Annotated in this window: 25 protein-coding genes and 1 tRNA gene; 15 read left to right on the forward strand and 11 right to left on the reverse strand. The window is 61.2% G+C overall.

Annotated features, from left to right (window positions below; translation table 11 throughout):
- Positions 1–142 precede the first annotated feature (142 nt).
- The 3 genes from DBR46_RS05850 (at position 143) to DBR46_RS05860 (ending at position 3,052) form a co-directional block, all read left to right on the forward strand.
- A complete protein-coding gene (locus DBR46_RS05850; protein ID WP_124525388.1) occupies positions 143–337 on the forward strand; it encodes an antitoxin in 195 nt (64 codons plus the stop codon).
- Between the two features lie 73 nt (positions 338–410).
- Positions 411–1,376, forward strand: a complete 966-nt coding sequence (locus tag DBR46_RS05855; protein WP_124525389.1) for an arsenic resistance protein — start codon at positions 411–413, stop codon at positions 1,374–1,376.
- A gap of 77 nt (positions 1,377–1,453) precedes the next feature.
- Positions 1,454–3,052 carry a glycosyltransferase family 39 protein gene (locus DBR46_RS05860; protein ID WP_124525390.1) on the forward strand — a complete coding sequence of 533 codons (1,599 nt, stop codon included), beginning with the start codon at positions 1,454–1,456 and terminating at the stop codon, positions 3,050–3,052.
- A gap of 131 nt (positions 3,053–3,183) precedes the next feature.
- On the opposite strand, the gene DBR46_RS05865 is transcribed toward DBR46_RS05860, so the two are convergent.
- The 4 genes from DBR46_RS05865 to DBR46_RS05880 form a co-directional block, all read right to left on the reverse strand.
- Positions 3,184–3,259: transfer RNA gene (locus tag DBR46_RS05865), tRNA-Phe, on the reverse strand.
- Between the two features lie 103 nt (positions 3,260–3,362).
- On the reverse strand, positions 3,363–3,635 hold the full coding sequence (locus DBR46_RS05870) for an oxidative damage protection protein (protein WP_017738350.1): 273 nt from the start codon (positions 3,633–3,635) through the stop codon (positions 3,363–3,365).
- On the reverse strand, positions 3,632–4,699 hold the full coding sequence (gene mutY, locus DBR46_RS05875; RefSeq protein WP_124525391.1) for an A/G-specific adenine glycosylase: 1,068 nt from the start codon (positions 4,697–4,699) through the stop codon (positions 3,632–3,634). The genes DBR46_RS05870 and mutY overlap by 4 nt, the downstream gene beginning before the upstream one ends.
- Entirely contained in the window at positions 4,696–6,918 is a 2,223-nt protein-coding gene (locus tag DBR46_RS05880; protein WP_124525392.1) for an AsmA family protein, read from the reverse strand. Before DBR46_RS05880 ends, mutY begins: the two co-directional genes overlap by 4 nt.
- Positions 6,919–7,244: 326 nt before the next feature.
- Between DBR46_RS05880 and DBR46_RS05885 the strand changes: the two genes are divergently transcribed.
- The 7 genes from DBR46_RS05885 (at position 7,245) to DBR46_RS05915 (ending at position 12,933) form a co-directional block, all read left to right on the forward strand.
- Entirely contained in the window at positions 7,245–8,906 is a 1,662-nt protein-coding gene (locus DBR46_RS05885) for an OFA family MFS transporter (RefSeq protein WP_017738353.1), read from the forward strand.
- Between the two features lie 157 nt (positions 8,907–9,063).
- Positions 9,064–9,657 carry an imidazoleglycerol-phosphate dehydratase HisB gene (hisB, locus tag DBR46_RS05890; protein ID WP_003218037.1) on the forward strand — a complete coding sequence of 198 codons (594 nt, stop codon included), beginning with the start codon at positions 9,064–9,066 and terminating at the stop codon, positions 9,655–9,657.
- On the forward strand, positions 9,657–10,295 hold the full coding sequence (hisH, locus tag DBR46_RS05895) for an imidazole glycerol phosphate synthase subunit HisH (protein ID WP_124525393.1): 639 nt from the start codon (positions 9,657–9,659) through the stop codon (positions 10,293–10,295). Before hisB ends, hisH begins: the two co-directional genes overlap by 1 nt.
- Complete coding sequence (locus DBR46_RS05900; protein ID WP_124525394.1) at positions 10,296–10,553, forward strand: DUF2164 domain-containing protein; 258 nt, start codon at positions 10,296–10,298, stop codon at positions 10,551–10,553.
- Positions 10,554–10,592: 39 nt separating this feature from the next.
- The gene (hisA, locus tag DBR46_RS05905; protein WP_078740239.1) at positions 10,593–11,330 is read left to right on the forward strand and encodes a 1-(5-phosphoribosyl)-5-[(5-phosphoribosylamino)methylideneamino]imidazole-4-carboxamide isomerase; all 738 of its coding nucleotides are present in this window, start codon (positions 10,593–10,595) and stop codon (positions 11,328–11,330) included.
- 9 nt (positions 11,331–11,339) lie between these two features.
- The gene (gene hisF, locus DBR46_RS05910) at positions 11,340–12,110 is read left to right on the forward strand and encodes an imidazole glycerol phosphate synthase subunit HisF (protein ID WP_003171107.1); all 771 of its coding nucleotides are present in this window, start codon (positions 11,340–11,342) and stop codon (positions 12,108–12,110) included.
- Between the two features lie 67 nt (positions 12,111–12,177).
- Positions 12,178–12,933, forward strand: coding sequence for an ABC transporter substrate-binding protein (locus DBR46_RS05915; RefSeq protein WP_124525395.1), 756 nt, complete (start codon positions 12,178–12,180; stop codon positions 12,931–12,933).
- On the opposite strand, the gene DBR46_RS05920 is transcribed toward DBR46_RS05915, so the two are convergent.
- The 5 genes from DBR46_RS05920 to DBR46_RS05940 form a co-directional block, all read right to left on the reverse strand.
- Positions 12,886–14,175 carry a Vps62-related protein gene (locus DBR46_RS05920; RefSeq protein WP_124525396.1) on the reverse strand — a complete coding sequence of 430 codons (1,290 nt, stop codon included), beginning with the start codon at positions 14,173–14,175 and terminating at the stop codon, positions 12,886–12,888. The genes DBR46_RS05915 and DBR46_RS05920 overlap by 48 nt on opposite strands.
- 76 nt (positions 14,176–14,251) lie before the next feature.
- Positions 14,252–15,835: a trypsin-like peptidase domain-containing protein gene (locus tag DBR46_RS05925; RefSeq protein ID WP_124525397.1), complete on the reverse strand. Its 1,584-nt coding sequence runs from the start codon at positions 15,833–15,835 to the stop codon at positions 14,252–14,254.
- A 65-nt stretch (positions 15,836–15,900) separates the two neighbouring features.
- Entirely contained in the window at positions 15,901–16,686 is a 786-nt protein-coding gene (locus DBR46_RS05930) for a divergent polysaccharide deacetylase family protein (protein ID WP_124525398.1), read from the reverse strand.
- A 1-nt stretch (position 16,687) separates the two neighbouring features.
- Positions 16,688–17,995 carry a S41 family peptidase gene (locus tag DBR46_RS05935; RefSeq protein WP_124525399.1) on the reverse strand — a complete coding sequence of 436 codons (1,308 nt, stop codon included), beginning with the start codon at positions 17,993–17,995 and terminating at the stop codon, positions 16,688–16,690.
- A 30-nt stretch (positions 17,996–18,025) separates the two neighbouring features.
- A complete protein-coding gene (locus DBR46_RS05940; protein WP_124525400.1) occupies positions 18,026–19,321 on the reverse strand; it encodes a murein hydrolase activator EnvC in 1,296 nt (431 codons plus the stop codon).
- A gap of 217 nt (positions 19,322–19,538) precedes the next feature.
- Here DBR46_RS05940 and DBR46_RS05945 point away from each other — a divergent pair, with 217 nt between their 5' ends.
- Positions 19,539–20,129 carry a PBECR2 nuclease fold domain-containing protein gene (locus DBR46_RS05945; protein ID WP_256659239.1) on the forward strand — a complete coding sequence of 197 codons (591 nt, stop codon included), beginning with the start codon at positions 19,539–19,541 and terminating at the stop codon, positions 20,127–20,129.
- A 215-nt stretch (positions 20,130–20,344) separates the two neighbouring features.
- Here the strand turns inward: DBR46_RS05945 and gpmI are convergent, their stop codons facing one another.
- On the reverse strand, positions 20,345–21,871 hold the full coding sequence (gene gpmI, locus DBR46_RS05950; RefSeq protein WP_124525401.1) for a 2,3-bisphosphoglycerate-independent phosphoglycerate mutase: 1,527 nt from the start codon (positions 21,869–21,871) through the stop codon (positions 20,345–20,347).
- Positions 21,872–22,022: 151 nt separating this feature from the next.
- Here gpmI and DBR46_RS05955 point away from each other — a divergent pair, with 151 nt between their 5' ends.
- The 3 genes from DBR46_RS05955 to secB are packed head-to-tail and all read left to right on the forward strand — an operon-like array spanning position 22,023 to position 23,203.
- Positions 22,023–22,436 (forward strand): rhodanese-like domain-containing protein, encoded by a 414-nt coding sequence (locus DBR46_RS05955; protein WP_124525402.1) that lies wholly within the window; start codon positions 22,023–22,025, stop codon positions 22,434–22,436.
- A 1-nt stretch (position 22,437) separates the two neighbouring features.
- Positions 22,438–22,689 (forward strand): glutaredoxin 3, encoded by a 252-nt coding sequence (grxC, locus tag DBR46_RS05960; protein WP_017734847.1) that lies wholly within the window; start codon positions 22,438–22,440, stop codon positions 22,687–22,689.
- Between the two features lie 34 nt (positions 22,690–22,723).
- Entirely contained in the window at positions 22,724–23,203 is a 480-nt protein-coding gene (gene secB, locus DBR46_RS05965) for a protein-export chaperone SecB (protein WP_003171119.1), read from the forward strand.
- A 132-nt stretch (positions 23,204–23,335) separates the two neighbouring features.
- Here the strand turns inward: secB and DBR46_RS05970 are convergent, their stop codons facing one another.
- Entirely contained in the window at positions 23,336–23,791 is a 456-nt protein-coding gene (locus DBR46_RS05970; protein WP_003171120.1) for a tRNA (cytidine(34)-2'-O)-methyltransferase, read from the reverse strand.
- Between DBR46_RS05970 and DBR46_RS05975 the strand changes: the two genes are divergently transcribed.
- Positions 23,790–24,230, forward strand: a complete 441-nt coding sequence (locus DBR46_RS05975) for a hypothetical protein (protein ID WP_124525403.1) — start codon at positions 23,790–23,792, stop codon at positions 24,228–24,230. The two genes, DBR46_RS05970 and DBR46_RS05975, sit on opposite strands and share 2 nt — an antisense overlap.
- Positions 24,231–24,425 lie beyond the last annotated feature (195 nt).

Consider the following 24,425-nt stretch of genomic DNA (forward strand, 5'->3'; position numbering starts at 1 on the left):
CAGTTGGCCAGTTTGCCAGTACTTGTCCTGCTTTTGGTGGGTTCACTAATCTCGGCGTTCACTGATGGAGCCATACATCCGAGAGGAACGACACCCGACCATGGACCGATTAGACTGGCAGGCACCCAACCCGGAGGTCTCTATGAGCATCCCACTTTCTCCCATCGTTTCAGAGTTTGAAACAGAAGAGCAGGCTGCCAGCTACGACCGTTGGTTTCGGGCCAAGGTGCAGGCATCCATTGATGATCCCCGTCCAAATATTCCGCATGAGCAGGTTATGGCTGAAGTCGAGAGAATGCTGGAGGAGAGGCGCGAGGCTCGCCGTACAGCTCGCTAAGCCGTTGTAAGGCTCGACCTTGCGGCAGTTGATGCATAGGCTTGTTGCCTTTGCGATCAGCTAGGGCGCTGTCATGACCCGCGACACCCTCGAACACCATCAGATCCCCCTCTACTTCGTCGCTGTCCTCCTAGCAGCCGGCTTGGGTCTGCTCGCGCCCCTATCGGCCAGCGGCCTGGGCATTCTGGTCACGCCCGCCATCGCCGTGCTGATGTACGCAATGTTCCTGCAAATTCCGTTTCTGGACCTGCGCCAAGGCTTGGGTAACAAGCGTTTCCTATCGGCCTTGCTGCTGGCCAACTTTATCTTGGTGCCGTTGCTGGTGTGGGCGTTGACCCGTGGCCTGGTGGAGCACCCGGCGTTGCTGGTGGGGGCGTTGCTGGTGTTGCTCACACCTTGCATCGACTATGTGGTGGTGTTTACCCATATCGGCAAGGGCGATTCGCGGTTGATGCTGGCGGCGACGCCGGTGTTGTTGCTGCTGCAGTTGGCGCTGTTGCCGGTGTACCTGGGGTTGATGCTGGGGGCGCATTCGGGTGTGGTGGTCGAGGCGGGGCCCTTTGTCGAGGCGTTCCTGATGTTGATTGTGCTGCCGATGATCCTGGCAATGCTGACCACCTCCCTGGCACGGCGGTCATCGGTGGTCAGTGCGTGGAACAACGCCTGGGCCTGGCTGCCGGTGCCGGGGATGGCGTTGGTGCTATTCGTGGTGATCGCGTCGCAAATCACCTCGGTGGTGCGTGATATCGGCCTGTTGGTGCCGGTGATCCCTGTGTATGTGGGCTTCCTAGTGTTGGCGCCGCTGATGGGCATGTTGGCCGCGCGCCTGTTCGCTCTGCCTGCGACGACGGCGCGCGCGGTGACGTTCAGCGCATCGACGCGCAACTCGTTGGTGGTACTGCCCTTGGCGCTGGCCCTGCCTGAGGATGTGCGCGGGTTGGCGGCGACGGTGGTGATCCTGCAAACCTTGATCGAGCTGGTGGGTGAATTGATCTACATCCGCCTGATCCCGGCGTTGGTGTGGCCCGCGCGGCGGTAAGTGTGTGTCTGTTCAGGCGCTATTCAGCAGGAGGGTCGGCAACATAGGTCGGCGCCCTTCACCTGACAGGTCAACCGATGGATCACCGCAACCGTTTTCGCCTGGAGTCCCTGGGCATTTTCCTGCTGGCCTTATTGCTGTTTACCTTGGGCATCTGGGACCAGCAGCCCCAGGGCTTTGACGGGCGCTGGGCGCTGTTCCTGCAAGAAATGTTTCGCCACGGTATAAGTTTTTTCCCGACGACCTATGGCCAGCCTTACGCGGACTATCCTGGCACCGCGACCTTCTTCAGTTTTGTAGTTGCCCGGCTGTTCGGTGCGCCCAATCACCTGGCGAATATCCTGCCCACAGCCCTGGCGTCCGCCGGGGTGGTTGCCTTGATCTATCGCCTGCTGGTCCCGTCGAGTCGCCAATGGGCGCTGCTGACGGTGCTGCTGACGCTGCTCACTGCGCAGTTGCTCGATAAGTCGCGCTCGGTGTGCCTGGATCAGATGGTGTCGCTGTTGTGTGTCGGTAGTTTCTACCTGCTGCACACGGGCGAGCGCCTGGGATCGCGGTGGCGCCAACTGGCAGTGTTCCCCTTGTTCATCCTCGGCTTTGCCATTCGCGGGCCGCTGGGGTTGATCGAGGTCTGTGGGGTGGTGTGCGTGTATTGGGCGTTGAGCCACCCCGGGCGGCGGGTCAGGCAGGTGCTGATCCACGGCGCGGTTGGCCTGCTGTTGTTGGCCGCGTGCTGGTGGCTGCTGGTGAAGCTGGCGCGGATCAGCGGTGGTGATGCCTTTGCCGACGAAGTGTTCAAGATGCAGGTCGGCGGGCGCCTCGATGAAAGTGGCGAGCCGTTCTACTTCTACTTCCAGTTGAGTGTGTACCGCTACTTCCCTGTAGTGCCGCTGGCGCTGGCGACGTTGATTGCGCTGCGCCATCGCTGGGCCGAGCGCTTTGTGAATGACGATGTGCAGTTGGTGGTGCGGCTCGGTGCTTGCGGCCTGATGATTTTGCTCGGGCTGTCGGTGCCGCACTTCAAGCGTGCTTATTACATATTGCCCATGGTGCCGCTGTTTGCTGCTGTCGCCGCCTATGGGCTGCTCCAGGCGCAAGGTTGGCTCGTTGGCGTGCGCAGGTGCTACGAAGGGCTTGTCGCGGCGCTACCGACGTTGTGCGTGGTTGTAGTCTTTGTCTGTCGGCATGGGTGGCAGAAGCACGGTTACTGGCCGGACGTTTCGTTGCCGCTGTTGATTGGCGCGTTGTTGATCCTGCAAGTGGCGGCAGTAATCGCCTGGCGTCGGCTGGTGTGGCTCAGTGCAATCGCCTTGGTCGCGCAATGGCTGGTGCTGGTGACTGTAGTGGATCGCTCCAAGGACCTGCAATTTGACACCCGCACCTTTGTTGGCCAGGTGGAGGCGCTGCGCGTCACGCAGCCGGGGCCACTGGTGTTTCTCAATCTGGGTCGTGACACCTGGGCGGTGCGCTACATGATGAACCTGGACCACGATGAGCAGCCGCTGTTTGTCAGTGCCTCCGAGGTAGAGCGGTTGGGCGCGTTGCCACGGCCTTCATGGGTGATCGTGGCGCGCAAGGAGACGGCGTTGCTGGCGGGGACGCCGCTGGAGCATCAGGCGCCGGTGTTCAGTGGGCGATTGAATGACAATCCGTTGATGGTGTTTTTGCTTAAGTGACGATGCAGTCTGCTTCAGGGTGATGGAGGTCACCCTGAAGCGACTCACTAAATCGCAGACAACAAAAAACCCGCACTAGGCGGGTTTCTTGTGTGTTTCAGATGATGTTTGCACCACCTAAAACTAATTAGTGGTGCCCAGAGACGGAATCGAACCGCCGACACGGGGATTTTCAATCCCCTGCTCTACCGACTGAGCTATCTGGGCAACGGGGCGCATTAAACGGGTTTTTCAGGGGGTCGTCAAGCAAGTTTTCAAAAAATATTTAATTATTACCGTCGCTTACGTGCCGACCCCGGTTTTTGATCAATTATTGAGCAGGCGGCACGTAGCCGTCGGCCTTGGCGTAATCCTCGCCGGAAAAGAACTTGTCCATTTCGCCCGCGAGGTATTTGCGATCTTCGGCGTTCATCATGTTCAGGCGTTTTTCGTTGATCAGCAGGGTCTGGTGTTTCAGCCAGTCGCCCCAGGCGTTGGCAGAGACGTGCTCGAAAATGTCCTGGCCCTTGGCGCCCGGATACGGAGGGCGTTCCAGGCCTGGCAGTTCTTCTTTGTACTTGCGGCACATTACGGTGCGGGTCATGACGACACTCCTGCATTCAAAACGTCGGCCGCGCGCTTCAGCAGTTTCTTGACCGGGGCGGCAAGGCCCAGGCGCGGCGGGGTGGCGAGGTTATACCAGAGCCAGTCGGCCTCGGCCACGTGATGGGCGGATTCCTCGACCTGCACCAGCCAGGGTTCGATGGCCAGCTGGAAGTGGCTGAAGGTATGGATCAGCCCCGGCAATGCCTGTTGCTTGCCCAGTTCCAGCGCGTGCTGGTGGGCGAGGTGTTCGAGGTCTTGCAGGTCGTCCAGCTCCGGCAAGCTCCACAGTCCACCCCATAGCCCCGTCGATGGGCGGCGATAAAGCAGGATTGCGCCCTCGGCGTTCGCCAGCATCGGCATCAGCGTGCGCTTCTGCGGGATGGTTTTGCGCGGCTTGGGGATTGGGTAACGCGTCTCCAGGCCGAGCATGTGGGCTTCGCAGCCTTTTTCCAGCGGGCACAACAGGCAGCTGGGTTTGCTGCGGGTGCAGAGGGTGGCGCCCATGTCCATCATCGCCTGGGTATAGGCGTTGACCCGATCATGGGGCGTGAAGCGCTCTGCGGTGGCCCACAGCTGCTTGGCCACCTTGGGTTCGCCCGGGTAGCCCTCTTGCGCGGTAAAACGCGCCAGCACGCGTTTGACGTTGCCGTCGAGGATCGGCGCCCGCAGGCCCATGCTCAGGCTCGCAATCGCGCCAGCGGTAGACAGGCCGATGCCCGGCAGCTCGGTGAGTTTTTCCACGTCCCGGGGAAACTCGCCGGCATAGTCGGCCACGACAATCTTCGCGGTCTTTTGCAGGTTGCGTGCGCGGGTGTAGTAACCCAGGCCGGTCCACAAGTGCAGCACTTCGTCTTCCGGTGCGGCGGCCAGGGCTTCGACCGTCGGCAGCGAGGCCATGAAACGGTCGAAGTAGTTGAGCACGGTGCTCACCTGGGTCTGTTGCAACATGATCTCCGAGACCCACACCCGGTACGGCGTGATGCCCTGTTGCCAGGGCAGGTCATGGCGACCGTGGCGGTCGTACCAGTCCAGCACCGCCGTTGAAAACTGCTCGTTTCTCATCGTTTGAACAGGCCTTTGAGCGCGTCTTTGAGCTGCGGGTTGACCTTGTCGAGCTTCTCTTCAAGTTTGTCGCTGAGCTTGTTGCCAGCCGCCTTGATCGCGACCTGGCCGAGGCCGTCCTTGTCCAGGCGGCAGGCCTTGGCGCCCAGTTCCAGCGGGCCACGGCAGCGCAACGGTACTTCGATGCCCTGGAAGTTACTGCCCACTTGGCAGGCCGGGTCTGGCACTGCGCGTTGGTCGCCTTCGACGAGAATGCCCACGCGGTAGTCCATGCCCAGCACACGCAGGTCGATATCACCATTGCCGTTGACCGTCAGGCCCGGGATACGCACTTTCAGGTCCGGGTTGCTGGCCACGCCGTTGCGGAAGGTCAGGTTGCCGCGCAGTTCCTGGAACGGCGTGTCCTTGCCTTGTGGCGTGCTGCTCAGGGTCTTGCGGTTGAGCAGGGCGATGCCGGTGCACAGCTGTTGCTCAAGGTTGGCGTTGAGCAGCATGCCGTTGTTGATCACAAAGCTGGCGGTGCCGTTGAGGCTGTCGATCAGGGCTTTCTGGCTGTTGCCGCGGCCGCTGAGGTTGCTGTCGAGGGTGATCTGGCCCTTCACCGGTGGCGTTTGCCCCTGGGCTTGCAGGATGCGTTCGACCGGCACTTGCTTGATCTGGCTTTGCAGCGCCAGCAGCGGGATATCCTGGCGTACGTCGAGGCTGCCGTTGGCCTGGAAGGTGCCGTTGTAGAGGCCGCCGCTCAAGGTGTTGAGTTTGAGTTGGCCGTCGATGCCGGTGGCTTTGAGCACGGCGTTCTGGATCGGCAGCTTGCTCAGGGTCAGTTGCCCGAAGGCCAGGTCGGCATCCACGTCCAATGTACGCAGGCGCGTCAGGGGCAGCAGCTTGTCGGTGCTCCACGCGGCCTTGGTGGGTGCGTCCGGCAGCGGCGTGGTGCCGCCGGCGGCCATGGCCCCGGCTTCGCTGTTCTGCACTTCGGCCTGGCGTGCGGCGGATGCGCCTTTGGCGGCTTCGGACTTGGCCGGCAAGTAGTTGTCGGCGTTGAAGGTGTCACCCTTGAGTTGCACGCGCAGCGACTGCTTGGCGAAGTCATCCACGGCTATGCGGCCGGTGAAGGTGCTGCCGTCGACCTTCAGGTTCAGGTCGTCCAGGGCCACGCGTGTGGGCGTGCCGCTGAGGCGGCTGACCAGCTCGACCTTGCTCAGGCTGCCCTCGGCCATCGGCGGCAACGGCTGGCCTACGCTGTCGAGGAACTTGGCCAGGTCAAACTGGGCGATGGACAGGGCGCCGCTCAGTTGCGGGGTCTTGTCGAGGTCGTTGACCTTCAGCTCGCCCAAGGCGCGCAATTGGTTGGCCGACAGCTTCAGGTTGGTCCATTCGGCGACGTTCGCCGCCAAATCCACCAGCAACTGCCCCTGTGTGGAGAAGGTCACGGTCTTGCCTTGCAGTGGCTCGCCGGTGGCTTCGCCGCTCAGGCGCATGTCTTCGAACTGGTAGCGCTTGAGCGCACGCTGGATGCGCAGGTTGCCGTTTAGCTCAGTCTTGACGCGCATCACCGGCTGGTTGCTGCCGAAAAATGCGGTGAGCTTCACGGGGATGCTCGCGCCGTCGTGGATCGCGCCGGAACTCAGCTGGATGCTTTCGGCGCTGAATTGCTTGCCGGTCTGCTCGTCGTTGTATTCGACGCGGGCGTTGTTGATGGTCAGGCTGTCGATGTCCAGGCGGATCGGCTGTGGCGGCTTCTCCGGCTTGGGCTCGGCAGCGGGCTCGGCCGGCGCAGAGGCTGGCGCGGTTGTCTCGGTGGACGCGACAGGCGCGTTCTTGCCGATATCTTCCCAGTTGCCATGGCCCTGCTTGTCGCGGTTGAGGCGCAGGTTCAGGCCTTCGACGCGCACGTCGCTCATCTGCACTTCGCGGCGCAGCAGCGGCAGCACGCGTACCGACAGGCCGAGCATTTGCAGGTCGGCGAACGGTTGCGTCGGGGTGGTCAGGGTGGCCACGCTGGCTTCGTGCAACTCAAGGCCGAGCCAGGGGAACAGGCTCCAGCCGATGTCGCCATTGAGCGTCAGCTCGATGTGGGCCTTGTCGCGGGCAATCTGGCGAATCTCGTCTTTATAGTCGTTGGGATCGAAGAGGTGGGTCAGGGCAAAGCCCAGCGCCACAATGATCAGCAACAGCCCGAGAAGTACCAGACCCAGGATTTTGCCGAACGCTTTCATGGGCGAGTCCTTGTATGTCGATTTCAAAATTTAGCCGCAGAGTATAACGCCCGTAACCGTACGTCAGTTCCCTCATCGTTACATTGTATCCAGGCCCAGCAAAACGGGATTTTGGCGTCAAACAAAACAGATATCCCGAAAAAGGTGATGTCAGTTTGGTTTTTCTGTCATCCACAGGTGCTAATCTTCGCCGGTTCGTCTGCCTTCTGCGACATAGCGTCGCGCTCAAATGGAGCTTTACTCAACAACAACGGCCAACGCTCTGCGTGCAAGGCCGAGGGAGAGAGCGCCTGACGAACACATACTAATAACTGGGGGAAACACCAATGAGCACTAGCACTGCGGCAGCTTCAACTGCCGCACAGCCTGCGTTCCTGTCCAAGGAGCGCATCATCGCCAAGCCCGGCTTCAACCGCTGGCTGGTTCCGCCGGCCGCGTTGGCCATCCACCTGTGCATCGGCATGGCCTACGGTTTCTCGGTGTTCTGGCTGCCGTTGTCGAAGGCGCTGGGCGTCACCAAGCCGCTGGCCTGTGCGCCAGACATGAGTTTTATCGCGCAAATCTTCTCGTCCCAATGTGACTGGCCCATCTCCATGCTGGGCTGGATCTACACCTTGTTCTTCATCTTCCTGGGCTGCTCGGCAGCGATCTGGGGCGGCTGGCTGGAACATGCCGGGCCACGCAAGGCTGGTGTTGTATCGGCGCTGTGCTGGTGTGGCGGCCTGTTGATCTCGGCATTGGGTATCTACACCCACCAGATCTGGCTGATGTGGATCGGCTCCGGGGTCATTGGCGGTATCGGCCTGGGCCTGGGTTACATCTCGCCCGTGTCGACCCTGATCAAGTGGTTCCCGGACAAGCGCGGCATGGCCACTGGCATGGCGATCATGGGCTTCGGCGGCGGCGCGATGGTTGGCGCCCCGCTGGCAGCGGCATTGATGGGCCACTTCGCCACGCCGGACAGCGTGGGGGTATGGCAGAGCTTCCTGGTGATGGCTGCGATTTACTTCGTGTTCATGATCGGTGGCGCCTTGTCCTACCGCGTACCGCCGACCGGCTGGAAGCCTGAGGGCTGGACCGCGCCGGCGAAAAAAGCCAGCAATGCGATGATTACCCACCGTCACGTGCATGTGAATGTGGCGTGGAAAACCCCGCAATTCCGCCTGGTGTGGCTGGTGCTGTGCCTGAACGTATCCGCCGGTATCGGTATCCTCGGCATGGCTTCGCCCCTGCTGCAGGAAGTGTTCGGCGGCAAGCTCCTGGGTGTGGATGTGCCGTTTGGCCAACTGGATGCCGGTCAACTGGCCTCTATCGCGGCGATCGCGGCGGGCTTTACCGGTCTGTTGAGCCTGTTCAACATCGGCGGCCGCTTCTTCTGGGCGTCGTTCTCGGACTACCTTGGCCGTAAAAACACCTACTTCGTGTTCTTCGCCCTGGGCTTTGCCCTGTATGCGCTGATCCCGAATCTGGGCCACCTGGGCAACGTGTCGCTGTTCGTGGCGGCGTTCTGCATCATCCTGTCGATGTACGGCGGTGGTTTTGCCACGGTTCCGGCTTACCTGGCCGACCTGTTCGGTACGCAGATGGTCGGTGCGATCCACGGTCGCCTGCTGACCGCCTGGGCAGCGGCGGGTGTATTGGGCCCGGTGTTGGTGAACTACCTGCGTGAGTATCAGCTGAGCATCGGCGTTGAACGCGCTGCGGCTTACGACATCACCCTGTACATCCTCGCCGGCCTGCTGGTGCTGGGCTTCATCTGCAACCTGCTGGTGCGTCCGGTGGCCGACAAGTACTTCATGACCGACGCCGAACTGGCCGCCGAACAGGCGCTGGGCCATGACAAAGGCGCCGACGCCAGCACTTCCCTGGAGTGGAAAGCTGCGCCAGGTACTGTGCCATTGGCGATTGCCGCCTGGTTGGTGGTGGGTATTCCGTTGGCGTGGGGTGTGTGGGTGACCCTGCAGAAGACGGCGGTACTGTTCCACTAAGTTGAATACAGGCAGGTGCCCCATCCTGGAGCACCTGCTTGTATGCACATGTCTATCCCCGACACTCCATCAGTCTTATCCCCTCCGATGTTTCTGTTTAGCGCCCGCGCCCCTATAATGGCTGCCTTTTTCGCCCAATGATTTTGCGGAGCTGGTGATGGCCGAACGTAAGGCGTCCGTCGAGCGCGACACTCTGGAAACCCAGATCAAAGCCTCGATCAACCTGGATGGCACCGGAAAGGCCCGATTTGATATCGGTGTACCTTTTCTTGAGCACATGCTGGACCAGATCGCCCGTCACGGGCTGATCGACCTGGATATCGTCAGCAAGGGCGACCTGCATATCGACGACCACCACACTGTGGAGGATGTCGGTATCACCCTCGGCCAGGCGTTTGCCAAGGCCATCGGCGACAAAAAAGGCATCCGTCGCTACGGCCACGCCTATGTCCCGCTGGACGAAGCGCTGTCGCGTGTGGTCATCGACTTCTCTGGCCGCCCAGGCCTGCAGATGCACGTGCCGTACACCCGCGCCACCGTGGGCGGCTTTGACGTCGACCTGTTCCAGGAATTTTTCCAGGGTTTCGTCAACCACGCCCTGGTCAGCCTGCACATCGACAACCTGCGTGGTACCAACACCCACCACCAGATCGAAACCGTGTTCAAGGCTTTCGGCCGCGCCCTGCGCATGGCCGTGGAGCTGGATGACCGCATGGCCGGGCAAATGCCCTCGACCAAGGGCGTCCTGTAATGCAGACGGTCGCGGTTATCGATTACGGCATGGGTAACCTGCACTCGGTGGCCAAGGCCCTCGAACACGTAGGTGCCGGCAAGGTGCTGATCACCAGCGATGCCAACGTGATTCGCGAAGCCGACCGGGTGGTATTCCCCGGCGTTGGCGCGATTCGCGATTGCATGGCCGAGATCCGCCGCCTGGGCTTTGACAGCCTGGTGCGCGAAGTCAGCCAGGATCGTCCGTTCCTCGGTATCTGCGTGGGCATGCAAGCCTTGCTCGACCGCAGTGAAGAGAACGACGGCGTGGACTGCATCGGCCTGTTTCCCGGCCAGGTGAAGTTCTTCGGCAAGGACTTGCACGAAGACGGCGCCCACCTGAAAGTCCCGCACATGGGCTGGAACGAAGTCAGCCAGACGGTGGATCACCCGCTGTGGCATGACATCCCGGACCTGGCGCGCTTCTACTTCGTGCACAGCTACTACATCGCCGCCGGCAACCCGGCCCAGGTGGTGGGCGGCGGGCACTACGGTGTCGATTTCGCCGCCGCGCTGGCCGAAGGTTCGCGCTTTGCCGTGCAGTTCCATCCGGAGAAGAGCCATACCCATGGCCTGCAATTGCTGCAGAACTTCGCCGCCTGGAACGGACGCTGGTAAATGGCCAAGAAGCCGAAGTTACCGCTCTTGAACCTCACGCCCGAACAGGAGAGTGAGGCTACCCTCAAGATCAAGCGGTTCATGGAAGATCGCTTCGAGCTGAAGCTGGGTTCGTTCGAGGTCGCCGAGATCCTTGAACTGTTCACCGCTGAAGTGGCGCCGCACTATTACAACCGGGCGATTTTCGATGCGCAGACGCTGCTCAAAGAGCGGTTCGAAAGCATCGAAAGCGACCTGTGGTCGCTTGAGAAACCCTGATTTCCCAAGCATTGCTGAATATCGAATAAGGTTTGCCAGATGCTGATTATCCCCGCTATCGATCTCAAGGACGGCGCCTGCGTACGTCTGCGTCAAGGCCGCATGGAAGACTCCACCGTGTTCTCCGATGACCCGGTGAGCATGGCTGCCAAATGGGTGGAAGGGGGCTGCCGTCGCCTGCATCTGGTGGACTTGAACGGCGCCTTCGAAGGCCAGCCGGTCAACGGCGAAGTGGTCACTGCGATCGCCAAGCGCTACCCGCACCTGCCGATCCAGATCGGTGGCGGTATCCGCTCCCTGGAAACCATCGAGCACTACGTCAAGGCCGGCGTGAGCTACGTGATCATTGGCACCAAGGCGGTCAAAGACCCGGCCTTCGTTGCCGAAGCCTGCCGCGCGTTCCCGGGCAAAGTGATCGTGGGCCTGGATGCTAAAGACGGTTTCGTCGCCACCGACGGCTGGGCTGAAATCAGCACCGTGCAGGTCATCGACCTGGCCAAGCAGTTCGAAGCCGACGGCGTGTCCGCCATCGTTTATACCGACATCGCCAAAGACGGCATGATGCAGGGCTGCAACGTGCCGTTCACCGCCGCGCTGGCCGCTGCGACCAAGATCCCGGTGATCGCTTCCGGCGGTATCCACAACCTGGGTGACATCAAGTCGCTGCTGGACGCCAAGGCCCCCGGCATCATCGGCGCCATCACCGGCCGCGCGATCTACGAAGGTACCCTGGACGTCGCCGAAGCCCAGGCTTACTGCGACGCCTACAACGGCTGAGGACTGACCATGGCGCTGGCCAAACGCATCATCCCTTGCCTGGACGTCGACAACGGTCGCGTGGTCAAGGGCGTCAAGTTCGAGAACATCCGCGACGCCGGTGACCCGGTGGAAATCGCCCGTCGCTACGATGAGCAAGGTGCCGACGAGATTACCTTTCTCGACATCACCGCCAGCGTCGACGGCCGCGACACCACGTTGCATACCGTCGAGCGCATGGCCAGCCAGGTGTTCATCCCGCTGACCGTGGGCGGTGGCGTGCGCACCGTGCAAGACATCCGCAACCTGCTCAACGCCGGCGCGGACAAGGTTTCCATCAACACCGCCGCCGTGTTCAACCCGGAGTTCGTCGGCGAAGCCGCGCAGCACTTCGGCTCGCAATGCATCGTGGTGGCCATCGACGCCAAGAAAGTCTCCGGCCCGGGCGAAACCCCGCGCTGGGAGATCTTCACCCACGGCGGTCGCAAGCCTACCGGCCTCGACGCGGTGGAGTGGGCGATGAAGATGGAAGGCCTGGGCGCCGGTGAAATCCTGCTGACCAGCATGGACCAGGACGGCATGAAGAACGGCTTCGACCTCGGCGTCACCCGTGCCATCAGCGACGCGCTGGGGATTCCGGTGATCGCTTCCGGCGGCGTCGGCAACCTGCAGCATTTGGCCGACGGCGTGATCGAAGGTCACGCCAGCGCGGTGCTGGCGGCGAGTATTTTCCACTTTGGCGAATACACCGTTCCTGAGGCAAAAGCCTACATGGCGGCGCGCGGTATCGTCGTTCGTTAAACGCTGCTGGACACCATGGCAAGTGCGCGGCACTCTCTGCGCTTGCCATGGATTCCGGTATCCCTTCATGTTCAAACAGCTGCTGCTCGCCCTCGCCAGTACGTCCATCCTGTTGACGGGCTCGGCCCGTGCCGAGGAACCGTCTGGCACCGCCCTGGTGCTGCTGACGGAAAACTTCCCGCCCTACAACATGGCGAAAAACGGCAAGAACTTCGCCAAGGAAGACAACATCGAAGGCATCGCCGTGGACATCGTGCGCGAAACCTTCAAGCGTGCCGGCATTTCCTACAACCTCACCCTGCGTTTTCCTTGGGAGCGAATCTACAAGCTCGCCCTGGAAAAACCCGGTTATGGCGTGTTCGTGATGGCGCGCCTGCCGGACCGAGAGGCCTTGTTCAAATGGGTCGGCCCCATCGGCCCGGACGACTGGGTGCTGTTGGCCAAGGCTGACAGCAAGATCCAATTGGCTGACCTTGAGCATGCACGCCGCTACAAGATTGGCGCCTACAAAGGCGATGCCATCGCCGAGACCCTGGAAAAACAGGGCCTCAACCCGGTGGTGGTATTGCGCGACCAGGACAACGCGCAAAAGCTGCTGGATGGCCAGATCGACCTGTGGGCCACCGGTGATCCAGCCGGGCGCTACCTGGCGCGCCAGGTGGGGGTGACAGGCCTGAAGACCGTGCTGCGCTTCAACAGTGCCCAGTTGTACCTGGCGCTCAACAAGCAGGTGCCGGATGAGGTGGTGACCAAGCTGCAAGCGGCGCTTGATCAGTTAAGGCGCGATGGGCACATCGACGAGATCATGGCTCGCTACCTCTAGTTCGGATGATGCCTGCGGGGGCTGTACCGCAGGTTCCTCGCTGTGTACCGGTTCATCGTGGGGAAACTCGCTCATGTAAACCTGATCACCGTTGGTGTAGGTGACGGTGGTCGAAACTTGGCCGCCGTCCTGGCGCAGCAAGCGGTATTCACTTTGAATCAGGTAGGCCGCGACAGCTTTTTTTGCCGGAACGTAGGTGATGATTTCCAAGGGAGATGAAACATTCCAGCCCTTGGCGGAACGCTGGGTATGCGTAAAGGCCGGGTCCAGGTTCGCTGAAAATTTCAATTCGAAATGGCGTGCGTTTGCGGACCAACTGCTGTGCAGCGAAACAGAAGAGGTGTGCGCAAGAGCGAGCGAGTGATTTCCGACCTCGCCTTTGAGTGCGGTCCAGGCATGCGGCTGTATGGTGGCGGTGGTGTTGTGTCCGAAGCCGGCGGGCAGGTGGCGGTCAGTACGTTCCAGGCGATAGATCGGCGAAGAATCCAGTTGCTCGACAGGACTCAGTTCCGGGTCTCTCACACAGAACCATGGCAATTGACAGACCTGCGGCGCCGCCGAGGTGGGTGTTACGGTGGGGCTTTCAAAGCCGGTGAGCGGTGGCGGGGGCGCAGGTTCACTCAGTTGCGTCGAGAGTGCCAGGCGCAGAGCGTAGGCCGGCAGAGTTGGCTTGGTGTAGCCTGCGATACCCGTGAAAGTGCCGGGGGCCAAGTTGATTTCTCCCGGTACGGCTTCTGGTGCGGCAATGGCCCAGGCACTGAAATCACTGGATGCCCCGCTGCCGGAATCACTCCAAATCAGCTCGGCGGGCTGCGCGCTTACCACCAGGTCGCTGCGCACACAGCGTGCGGCATTGCGCGATGGTTTTTCATAACCTACGCCACTCACCAGACCCATTGCGACATAGCCTTCAGGCGCCAATGGTTGCCAGATGGACAAGTCGGTCCGCGCGCCTGAGCCCGCGTCCCGCCATACCAGTTGGTAGTCATTCGGCGGGCGCAACGCAGTGCCATTTACCTTATTGGCATCACTGACGACTGCGACAATTTTGCGCTGGTTGATATTCAGATAGTTGCTCGTCGCGATGTCGCCCAAGGGGAAGAACTGGCCAAGGGCGTCGGAGGCGGTACTGGGGCGCCACAGGCTGACGGCGTTATACGCGCCAGACCCCTTGTCGTTCCACAGTGGCAGAAACTCGCAGGTGAAGCTGATGAGCAGGTCATTGAATTGCAGGGGATTCATCGGTGAACTCTCCAGAGGGTTGGAAGGCTCACTATCGACGACTCCAGGCCAGTACAAGCGGTAGCTATTTAAGGGGTCAACGAGGTTTCAGCAGATCGATCCGCAGGGTCGAGGGCTGGTCTGCCTGGTCGTATGCGTAAGTGCAGATCTTGATTGGCGTGGACCTGATGCTGATCAATTGGGCGAACTTTTCCCGCGCGGGGTCAGAGGCGTCATTGAGTGGGCGGACCAACTCGATGGGCTCGTCATCTTCATCGAGCAAGGGCTCGGGCGGGATCGACGAGAAGCCGGCAGGGCGCAAACAGTCGGTAGTGGCTGCGGGGCCATATTTATAGGTGTAACGATGCATGAACGGCGGGGCCAGATTCCAGATCACGGTGTAGGCGCCGAGACCGTATTTGTCGAGGCTGATGGTCAAGTCAGGCGTTCGCGCCGGGCCGGGTTCGGCGAGTTCGACCGCAAGGGTCAGGGCATTTCGCATCATGCCGTTGGTCACCGCTTGTTCGGCGGATGCCACACCGACAATGCACAGCATATGCATGCCGGTCTGTGGGCCAATTGCGTTGTTGATGTAGGCGTTTTCGGCGTTGATCGGTGAGCTGTAGTTCACCGGGTTTTCGCATTCAATGGCGCGTCGTGTGGTTTTGTAGCGGTAGAACGGGGTATTGGTGGTGAACGTCAAGTTCCAGCGGGGCACGATATCTTTGCTTTTGCCCCCTGGCTTCTTCACGAAGTACTGCTGGATCGGTTCCGGGTTTCTGAAGGTGATCGAGGTGATCGGGTAGAGGTCGCAGTATTCGTTGTCGGCGTTTAGCACCCCGCCGGCAAAGCACTGGTTGAGAAAAACCACGGGGCTGCCGTAGTTGGTGTCGGGATGCCAGGTGGGCTGCCCGTTGTTGATTTCGCAGGGTGCGTCCCGCTGGCATTTGCGCTCCTCGGGCTGGCCTGTGGTGCTGGTGCTGAGGATCCCGAACACCGTATTGGTGGCCCGGTCGAGCAGCGGCCCGCCAAAGCTGCCGCGTGCGATGCCTTGGCATTGGTTTTTCATGGTGACACGCCATACGAACGGTTGCTCCACCAGTTCCCGGGAGCTTTGCTGGACGCATGCCGAGAGGTGCAAGGTGTCCCATTCGGGAGCGGCCAGGGCGAGGATGTCATTGCCATCGGCGGGGACTTCATCGGCGAGTTTGAGTGGGGTAATCCCATCTTTGAGCAGGTCTGCTAACGGGGCCTGTAACTCGATAATCGCGAGGTCAACGCCTTGGCTGCTGCCCCATTTCAAGGTTTTCAGCGGGTAGGTCTTGATCGACTCCAGGGTGTCGTCGAAATAGTTGAAGCTGATGCTGCCCTTGATCGGCAGGTCTCTTTGCACCGCGCCATTTAGGCGATGCAGGCAATGGCTGCTGGTGAGTGCGTACGCCGGGCCGGACTTACCGCTGGCGTCACGGGTGTCCAGCAAGGTGGCCGTACACAGGGTCTGGGCTTCGTTGCGGATGCGGCCGACGCCGTTCCACTGCGCGTGTTCTTGGCGGGCATTGGTGAGCAGGCGCGCGGCGCTGGTGTTGACCAGGCCTTCGCCGAAGTCCTTGGGTGCGGCAATTAGCGCGCCTGGCAGGCTGCCAAGCAGCAGCCCGGAAAGGGCAATATGGGTGATGTTCATGGGGCGTCCTGAATCGTGAGGTGAAGGGCTCACTATTCAGGGTTGGCACAGGGCTCAAGCGGTACTTATCTAGCAGCGGGCCGGTAGGTGCCGTCCTTGCCATGCCCCGCCATCGCCTGGTTGCTGCGCACACTGATCATCAGCTTGATATCGATCCAATCCACACCCTGGGCCTTGAGCTTGGGCAGTTCGCGTTCCAGCACCGCGAGGGTTTGCGGATACGGGTGGCCGATCATCACTGCAGAGCCCTGCTTGTGGGCTAGCTTGATTGCGCTCTGCAACTGCGTGGTGATGGCTGCTTCAGTGCGCTCGTCATCGAGGAACACGTCCCGCGAGACGCTGGCCAGGCCGATCTTCTGCGCCTCGGCGGCGGCGACGGTCTGCGCGCTGGTGCGGCTATCCACAAAGAACTTGTTGCGCCGTTGCAGCTCGGCCATCAGCCAGGCCATGGCCGCGGGCTGAGCGGTCATGCGGCTGCCCATGTGGTTGTTGATGCCGGCGGTGTAGGGCACGGCCTTGAACGCGGCGTCCAGGCGCTTGCCGAGTTCTTCGATGGGCAGCTCGGGGTGCCAGGCGAACGGGCCGGTGGCCGGGTCCATGGGCATGTGCAGGATGACGATCTTGCCGGCCTTGTGCGCCTCGCGGGCGAATTCGGCGGCGTGGGGCGTGTCGGGCATGATCGCCGTGGTCACTGGCCCAGGCAGGGCCAGCACGCGACGATCCCGGGGCAGGTTTTGCCCAAGGTCGTCGATGATGAGGGTCAGGTAGGCTTTATGCGATTCGCTGGCCGGGGCCGCGTGAGCGACCCCGGCCAGGCTGCACAGCACAGCGATGATCAGGGCAAGACGCATATCAACGGCTGCGGGTGATGCTCAGGCCCTTGAGCAGGCTCAGCGCCTGGGCCAGTTGGTAGTCATCGTCCTGCGGCATCGGCTTGGCTTTGGCGCCGCTGCCGGTTGGCTGGTCGGCCCCACCGTTGCCATTGCCCAGGTGACCTTGCAGGTCCGCCTCTTTGTAGTACTCGCTGTCGGCCTCGTTGGTGATCTTGGCCTTGCGCACTTCGATGTCCGGCACGATGCCCTGGGCCTGGATCGAGCGACCGTTCGGCGTGTAGTACAGCGCGGTGGTGATCTTCAAGGCACGGTCGTTGTTCAGCGGCAGCACGGTTTGCACCGAGCCTTTGCCGAAACTGGTGGTGCCCATCAGCACGCCGCGCTTCTGGTCTTGCAGGGCGCCGGCGACGATTTCCGACGCCGAGGCGCTGCCGCCGTTGATCAGCACGGCCAATGGCACGTTTTCGCTGAGATCGTTGCCGGTGGCCGAGAAGCGCAGCTCGGAGTTGGCGATACGGCCCTTGGTGTACACGATCAGGCCCTTGGTGATGAAGTGATCGACCACTTCCACCGCCGCCTGCAACACGCCGCCCGGGTTGTTGCGCAGGTCAAGCACGATGCCGTTGAGCTTCTTGCCGTTGTCCTTGCGCAGCTTGGCCAGGGCCTTGGCCACTTCGTCGCCGGTCTTGACCTGGAACTGGGTGATGCGGATGTAGCCGTAGCCCGACTCCAGCAGCTGGCTCTTCACGCTCTTGACCACAATGGTCGCGCGGGTCAGCGTCACGTCGAACGGCGTGCCGCCATCGCGCACCAGGGTCAGGGTGATTTTCTGGCCGATCTTGCCGCGCATCTTGTCCACGGCTTCGGTCATGGTCTGGCCACGGGTTGGCTGGCCGTTGATCTTGACGATAAAGTCGCCGGCCTGGATGCCAGCCTTGGAAGCCGGGGTGTCGTCGATGGGCGAGACCACCTTGACGTTGCCATCTTCGGAGCCGACTTCAATGCCCAGGCCGCCGAACTCACCGCTGGTGCTTTCCTGCAGCTCGGCGAAATCTTCCGGGCCGAGGTAGGCGGAGTGCGGGTCAAGGTTGCTGAGCATGCCCTTGATGGCATTTTCCAGCAGGGTCTTGTCGTCTACAGGGTCGACATAAGCTGCCTTGATCCGGTCCATGACCTCGGCAAAGGTGCGCAGCTCGTCCAGCGGCAATGGCGCCTTGGTGGTCACTGCGGGTGCAGCCGGTGCGGTCGGTGCGGCGAAAGCCAGGGGCGCGCCGATCACCAGGGCGATGGTCAGGGCCAGCGAAGTGAGGCGGGACAAATGCAGCATGTCGAACGAACTCCTAATGTAGATGCGGCCCTATCCTTGGGAACGGCACCATTGTGCAGGATCGCTCGGGCGACCCTGCTGACGAATAGCGAAGTACAGCGCCGGGGTGTCCTGGCCACCACTGTTACCGACAGTGGAGATGGATTCACCGGCTTTTACAACATCACCTGCCGACTTGAGTAAAGTCTGATTGTGGCCGTAAAGGCTCAAATAGCCATTGCCGTGGTCCAAAATCACCAACAAACCGGCGCCCCGCAGCCAATCGGCAAACACCACACGGCCACCGTGGACGGCGTGGACCTGGCTGCCGGAAGAGGCGCTGATCATCACCCCGTCCCACTTGGCGCGGGTGTCATCGCCACGGGTTTCACCGAAGCGTGCCAGTAATCGACCATCAACTGGCCATGGAAGTTTGCCGCGGGCCGAAGCAAAAGGGCCGCCGAAGTTCTCGCCGGCGCTGGAAACCAGCGGGCCAGGGGCTGCATGCGCCGGTTTACGGGGCGCCGGGGCGTCCGTGGTGGCTGCCAGTTCGGCCTCACGCTGGCGCTTTTTTTCGGCTTCCTGCTGGGCGATCAGCGCTTTCTGGCGCGCTTCTTCAGCCTCACGTGCCTGGCGGGCCAGGGTTTCTTCGATGGTCTTGAGGACTTTGCCCAGGTCGGCCTGGTCCTGCTCGCGGGCCTGGAGCTTGGCGTCGCGGGCCTTCACGTCGTCATTGAGCTTGGCCAGGGCCTGTTGGCGTTCCTTGCGTACTTGTTCCAACTGATCGCGTTGGGTGTCGAGGGCGGTTTTCTGGTCGAGCAGCTGTGATTGCTGGTCGGCAATTTCCTGTTCGACGTTGGCCAACTGGCGCAGGGTTTCGTTGAAACCCTTCAGTTGCGCGAGACGCGCCTGGCTCAGGTAATCGTAATAGGTGAGGGTGCGCGCAAATTTTTCCGGGTTCTGCTGGTTCAGCAGCAGCTTGAGGTATTCCTGGCGACCACTCTGATAAGCGGCGCGGGCCTGGATGGCGATCAGGCGTTGCTGTTCAACGCGTGCGCCCTGGAGTTTTTTTTTCTCAGCGTCGAGTCGCTCCAGTTCCGACTCGCTCTTCTTTAATTCTTTTTGCAGCTCCTGGACCTGCTTCTCCAGCTTGCCCATCTCGGTTTCCGTACCGCGCAGGTCTTTCTGCACCCCGGATTTTTCTTCCTGGAGCTTGCCGAGCAGCTTTTTCAGCTCGGTAATGTCCTGACGCGTAGCGTCCAACTGTTGTTGGGTTTGTGCGCGCTCATCGGCAAACGCCGGTTGGAGCAGGCAGACAAGGGCAAGGGAAATCAAGGCGCGAAGCATAGAGGCGGGCGACACCAGGGAAAGGGACGGCCTAGTATGCCCGCCAACTGCTGCAAAAAAAACGCCCAATTCGGGCTGGGGGGCAAGTTGGGCGCCCTATGGCCGCAATATGCATTTGAATTTGGGTCGGCGCGTGGTGTGCCCTGGCCGACGAATGGTCGTTAATGTGTTGGTCCAGGTGAATGCCTGGGATTTGGTGCGGTAGAAACGCTTTGAAATGCTCCTGCTGCGCTGGTTTTTGCTCTCTGAGAATAGACTCTCGGGCCAATCAATCAGCGAGTCGGCGCGATGGGCAATGCCCGCTATTTATGAGTCAAAAGGCCAGCAAACCTGGCTTGATTACGGTTTGCCAGATTTGCGCAGCCTCGACAGGGCGCTTCGTTCCTGCCCGATTGAGGAGGTGGCTGCGGGCGAGGATGTTGCCGAAGCTGTTGAGGTCGTGGCTTCTAACTTGGGGCTCATTGACGCGGCGTGTTCCGAAGTTTGTATAACGTCTCCTTTGGGAGGGGTTCGGATTCGGCGTGCAACGCTGCGGCATATAGTTGAGAAGCGACAGGACGCGAGGGAGCGGTATGTCAGGGTTGCACTGGACACGCTGACGGGCCCCTTGGAAATTTGGCGTGTCGCGTACAGCGATGGTTCGGCTCGGCTGGCATTCATTGGTGCTTACGAGAGCAGGCGGCAAATGCTGGTTGTCGTGAATATCCAGGCTGGCAATGTGTTGTGGAATTTCATGCAGACCGATGCCAAGGCACTGAACAAGCATCGCCACGGCGAACTGCTATACCAGCGCTACCACCTTTTTTAGCAGGCAAAGAAAAGGGCAGCTCTCTCGAACTGCCCTAAGTTAACTGCTTGATATTCATATACACACCCTCAAGCGGGGGTGTGGAGGTCTCACCCTACGCTGATGTCCAACCATCAACGGGGTTCCTACGCCAGTTATTGCCGCTGGAGGCAACTGGTTTCGCGCTCGGGACCATTATTGGCGGGCAGACCGCTTTGAGCAACCCCTAAAGCGTTTCAGACCAGGATCGAAGTCCCAGTCATCTCAGCCGGCTTCTCCAGCCCCATCAGCTTCAGCATGGTCGGCGCCACATCTGCCAGTACGCCACCTTCACGCACTTTCAGATCACGCTTGCCGACATAGATGAACGGCACCGGCTCGGTGGTGTGGGCGGTGTGGGCCTGGCCGGTGGATTCATCCGACATCTGCTCGCAATTGCCGTGGTCAGCGGTGATCAGCGCTTCGCCGCCGACTTTTTCCAGCGCCTCGGCGATACGGCCGACGCATTCGTCCAGGCATTCCACGGCCTTGGTCGCGGCGGCGAGGTTGCCGCTGTGGCCGACCATGTCGCCGTTGGCGTAGTTGACCACGATCACGTCATAACGCTGGTGTTCGATGGCATCGACGATCTTGTCGGTGACTTCCGGCGCGCTCATTTCCGGTTGCAGGTCGTAGGTGGCGACTTTTGGCGACGGGATCAGGATGCGCTCTTCGCCTGGGAACGGTTCTTCACGACCGCCGGAGAAGAAGAAGGTCACGTGGGCGTATTTCTCGGTTTCGGCGATGCGCAGCTGGGTCTTGCCGTTTTTCGCCAGGTAGTCGCCCAGCACGTTTTCCAGGCTGCCCGGCGCGAACGCGGCAGGGGCCGGGATGCTGGCGGCGTATTGGGTCAGGCCGACGTAGTGGACTTTCGGCTGGCGCGCGCGTTCGAACTCGCTGAAACCGTCTTCGACAAACACACGGCTCAACTCGCGGGCGCGGTCGGCGCGGAAGTTCATGAAGATCACGGCGTCGCCGTCTTCCACTTTGACCGGCTCGCCGATGGTGGTGGCTTTGACGAACTCATCGCTCTCGCCGCGGGCATAGGCGGCTTCCAGGCCTTCCTGGGCAGTGGCGGCGTTGAATTCGGCCTGGCCGTCGACGATCAGGTTGTAGGCCTGGGACACGCGGTCCCAGCGGTTGTCGCGGTCCATGGCGAAATAGCGACCCACCAGGCTGGCGATGCGGCCTTTGCCCAGGGCGGCAAAGGTGGCGTCGAGCAGTTCGATGGACGATTGCGCGCTTTTCGGCGGGGTGTCACGGCCGTCGAGGAAGGCGTGCAGGTAGATCTTGTCGGCGCCGCGCTTGAAAGCCAGTTCGGCCATGGCGACCAGGTGGTCCTGATGGCTGTGTACGCCGCCATCGGACAACAGGCCCATGAAGTGCACGGCCTTGCCGGCAGCCACGGCTTTATCGACGGCGGCGCAGATGGTCGGGTTCTCGAAGAACTCGCCATCGCGGATCGCTTTGGTCACGCGAGTGAAGTCTTGATAGACCACTCGTCCGGCGCCGAGATTCATGTGGCCGACTTCCGAGTTGCCCATCTGGCCGTCCGGCAGGCCTACGTCCATGCCGGAGCCGGAGATCAGGCCGTTGGGCATCGTCGCGGTCAGGCGGTCGAGTACGGGCTTCCTGGCCGCGTATACCGCGTTGTCGTGGTGGCTTTCACTGTGTCCGAAGCCATCGAGAATTATCAGGACCAAAGGTTTAGGCGTAGTAGTCATAGATCCTCTCGTGGCGGTAATAAAGGAAGGCGATTGAAAAGGGAGTGGCAGTTTAAAGCGAAGTTCCGACCGCGTCACCGCTTTACGGGGGTTGGCCGCCCCTGACGGCTGTGTATACTTACCGCCATTTTAACGCCCTGGAACCTCCTTGATGGTTGATCACCTGATTGCATTTGCCACTGCCCACTATCTGCTCGTGGGTGCCTTCGTCATCCTGCTGGCGCTGCTGATCGCTCACGAGATGAGCCGTGGTGGCCGCAGCCTGAGCACGTCGGAGCTGACCGCGCTGGTCAACAAGGATGAGGCCGTTGTCGTGGACATCCGTCCGGCCAAGGATTTTGCCGCCGGCCATATCGTCGGTGCCCTGAATATTCCACAGGACAAGCTGATCGCGCGCCTGGCCGAGCTGGAAAAACACAAGGCCAAGACTATCATCCTGGTCGATGCCCAGGGCCAGCACGCCGGCACCCACGCCCGCGAAATGCTCAAGGCCGGTTTCACCGCCGCCAAACTGTCCGGCGGTATCGGCAGCTGGAAAGCCGATAACCTCCCGCTGGTGAAGTGATATGAGCCAGGTTGTCGTGTACTCCAGCGATTGGTGCCCTTACTGCATGCGGGCCAAGGCCTTGCTGGAGAAAAAGGGCGTTGCCTTCGAAGAAATCAAGGTCGATGGCAAACCCCAGGTGCGTGCCGAAATGGCCCAGAAGGCGGGGCGCACGTCCGTGCCGCAGATCTGGATCGGCGCCAAGCACATCGGTGGCTGCGACGACCTGTTTGCCCTGGAGCGCGCCGGCAAGCTCGATGCGCTGCTCGCCTAACCCCTAAAAGACCCCAAGATCACAAGGATCTGCGATGACTGACCAACAGAACACCGAAGCTGCGCAAGACCAAGGCCCACAGTTCTCGCTGCAGCGCATCTACGTGCGTGACCTGTCGTTCGAAGCGCCGAAAAGCCCGGCGATCTTCCGCCAGGAATGGACCCCAAGCGTTGCGCTGGACCTGAACACCCGTCAAAAGGCACTGGAAGGCGACTTCCACGAAGTCGTGCTGACCCTGTCGGTGACCGTGAAGAATGGCGAAGAAGTGGCCTTCATCGCTGAAGTGCAACAGGCCGGTATCTTCCTGATCCAGGGCCTGGACGAAGCGTCCATGAGCCACACCCTGGGCGCGTTCTGCCCGAACATCCTGTTCCCGTATGCCCGTGAGACCCTGGACAGCCTGGTCACCCGTGGCTCGTTCCCAGCGCTGATGCTGGCACCGGTGAACTTCGATGCCCTGTACGCGCAAGAGCTGCAGCGCATGCAACAGGAAGGTTCGTCGACCGTTCAGTAAGCGGTTCTGAACAGCGACACCGATCAAATGTGGGAGCGGGCTTGCTCGCGAATGCGGTATGTCAGTCGATATCTTCAGTGACTGGCACGCCGCTTTCGCGAGCAAGCCCGCTCCCACATTTTGTTTTGTGTGTTACTTGAAGCCCAGTTGGCGCCAGCCTTCGTAGACAGCGACGGCCACAGTGTTGGACAGGTTCAGGCTGCGGCACCCTTCACGCATCGGCAATCGCAAGCGATGGCCATCAGGCAAGGCATCCAGCACCTCGGCCGGTAGGCCGCGACTCTCGGGGCCAAACAGGAAGGCGTCGCCTTCGGCAAAGCTGGCATCATGAAACGGTCGCGAGCCCTTGGTGGTAAACGCGAACAGCCGTGGGTGCCCCAGGCTTTCCAGGCAGCTGGCCAGGTCGGCGTGGCGCTTGAGCGTGGCGTACTCGTGGTAGTCCAGCCCGGCGCGGCGCAGGCGCTTGTCGTCCATGTCGAAGCCCAAAGGCTCGATCAAATGCAGGTGGCAGCCACTGTTGGCGCACAGCCTGATAACGTTGCCGGTATTCGGCGGAATTTCTGGTTGAAAAAGGATGACGTGAAACATGCACGGCTCCGAAGGTAAAGATGCGCTGCATTCTACCCCCGAAGAGGACCCAAGACCGAAGCTAATGCCGAGGGTCATGGGCTCTTTGGCGATTGTCGGCATGATGGTGGGGCTGATGATCGGTCGCCTGACCACGGCGGACCCGGTGGAGCTGCAACAGCTTGATACGGCGGCGGATGGCGTGGTGGTGTGGTTCAACAGCGAACCCAAGCTGCACGGTGAACATATCGATGGCACCGTGGCGCTGCTGTTCGACGCCCAGGGCAAGGCGGCCAGTGGGCAGCTCAAGGTCAATGACAAGGATGTGAATTGGCGCATCCGCAAGACCGATGGCGGCCTGCTGCTGAACCTGGTGGCGGCTCGGCCGTTACGCGGGGAGTGGAAGGGCGAGAAGGCCGAGGGCCGCTGGCGGTTGGAGATCCATCTCCAGGAGCAATAAAAGAGGGAGTTCCCGGCCTGCCTGTACCAGGGCTCCCAAAACGGGCTGAAGCCGCAAGGGCTTCGGTGTTAAAGAGGGAATCCCCGGCCTGCCTGTACCAAGGTTCCCCAAAGCGGTGTGGAGCGCGACGCGGTTCGCATCAAGCACCCCGGGTGTAAAGAGGGGATTCTCGGCCTGCCTGTACCAAGGTCCCCG

The organism is Pseudomonas sp. KBW05 (assembly GCF_003852405.1).
Lineage (GTDB): Bacteria > Pseudomonadota > Gammaproteobacteria > Pseudomonadales > Pseudomonadaceae > Aquipseudomonas.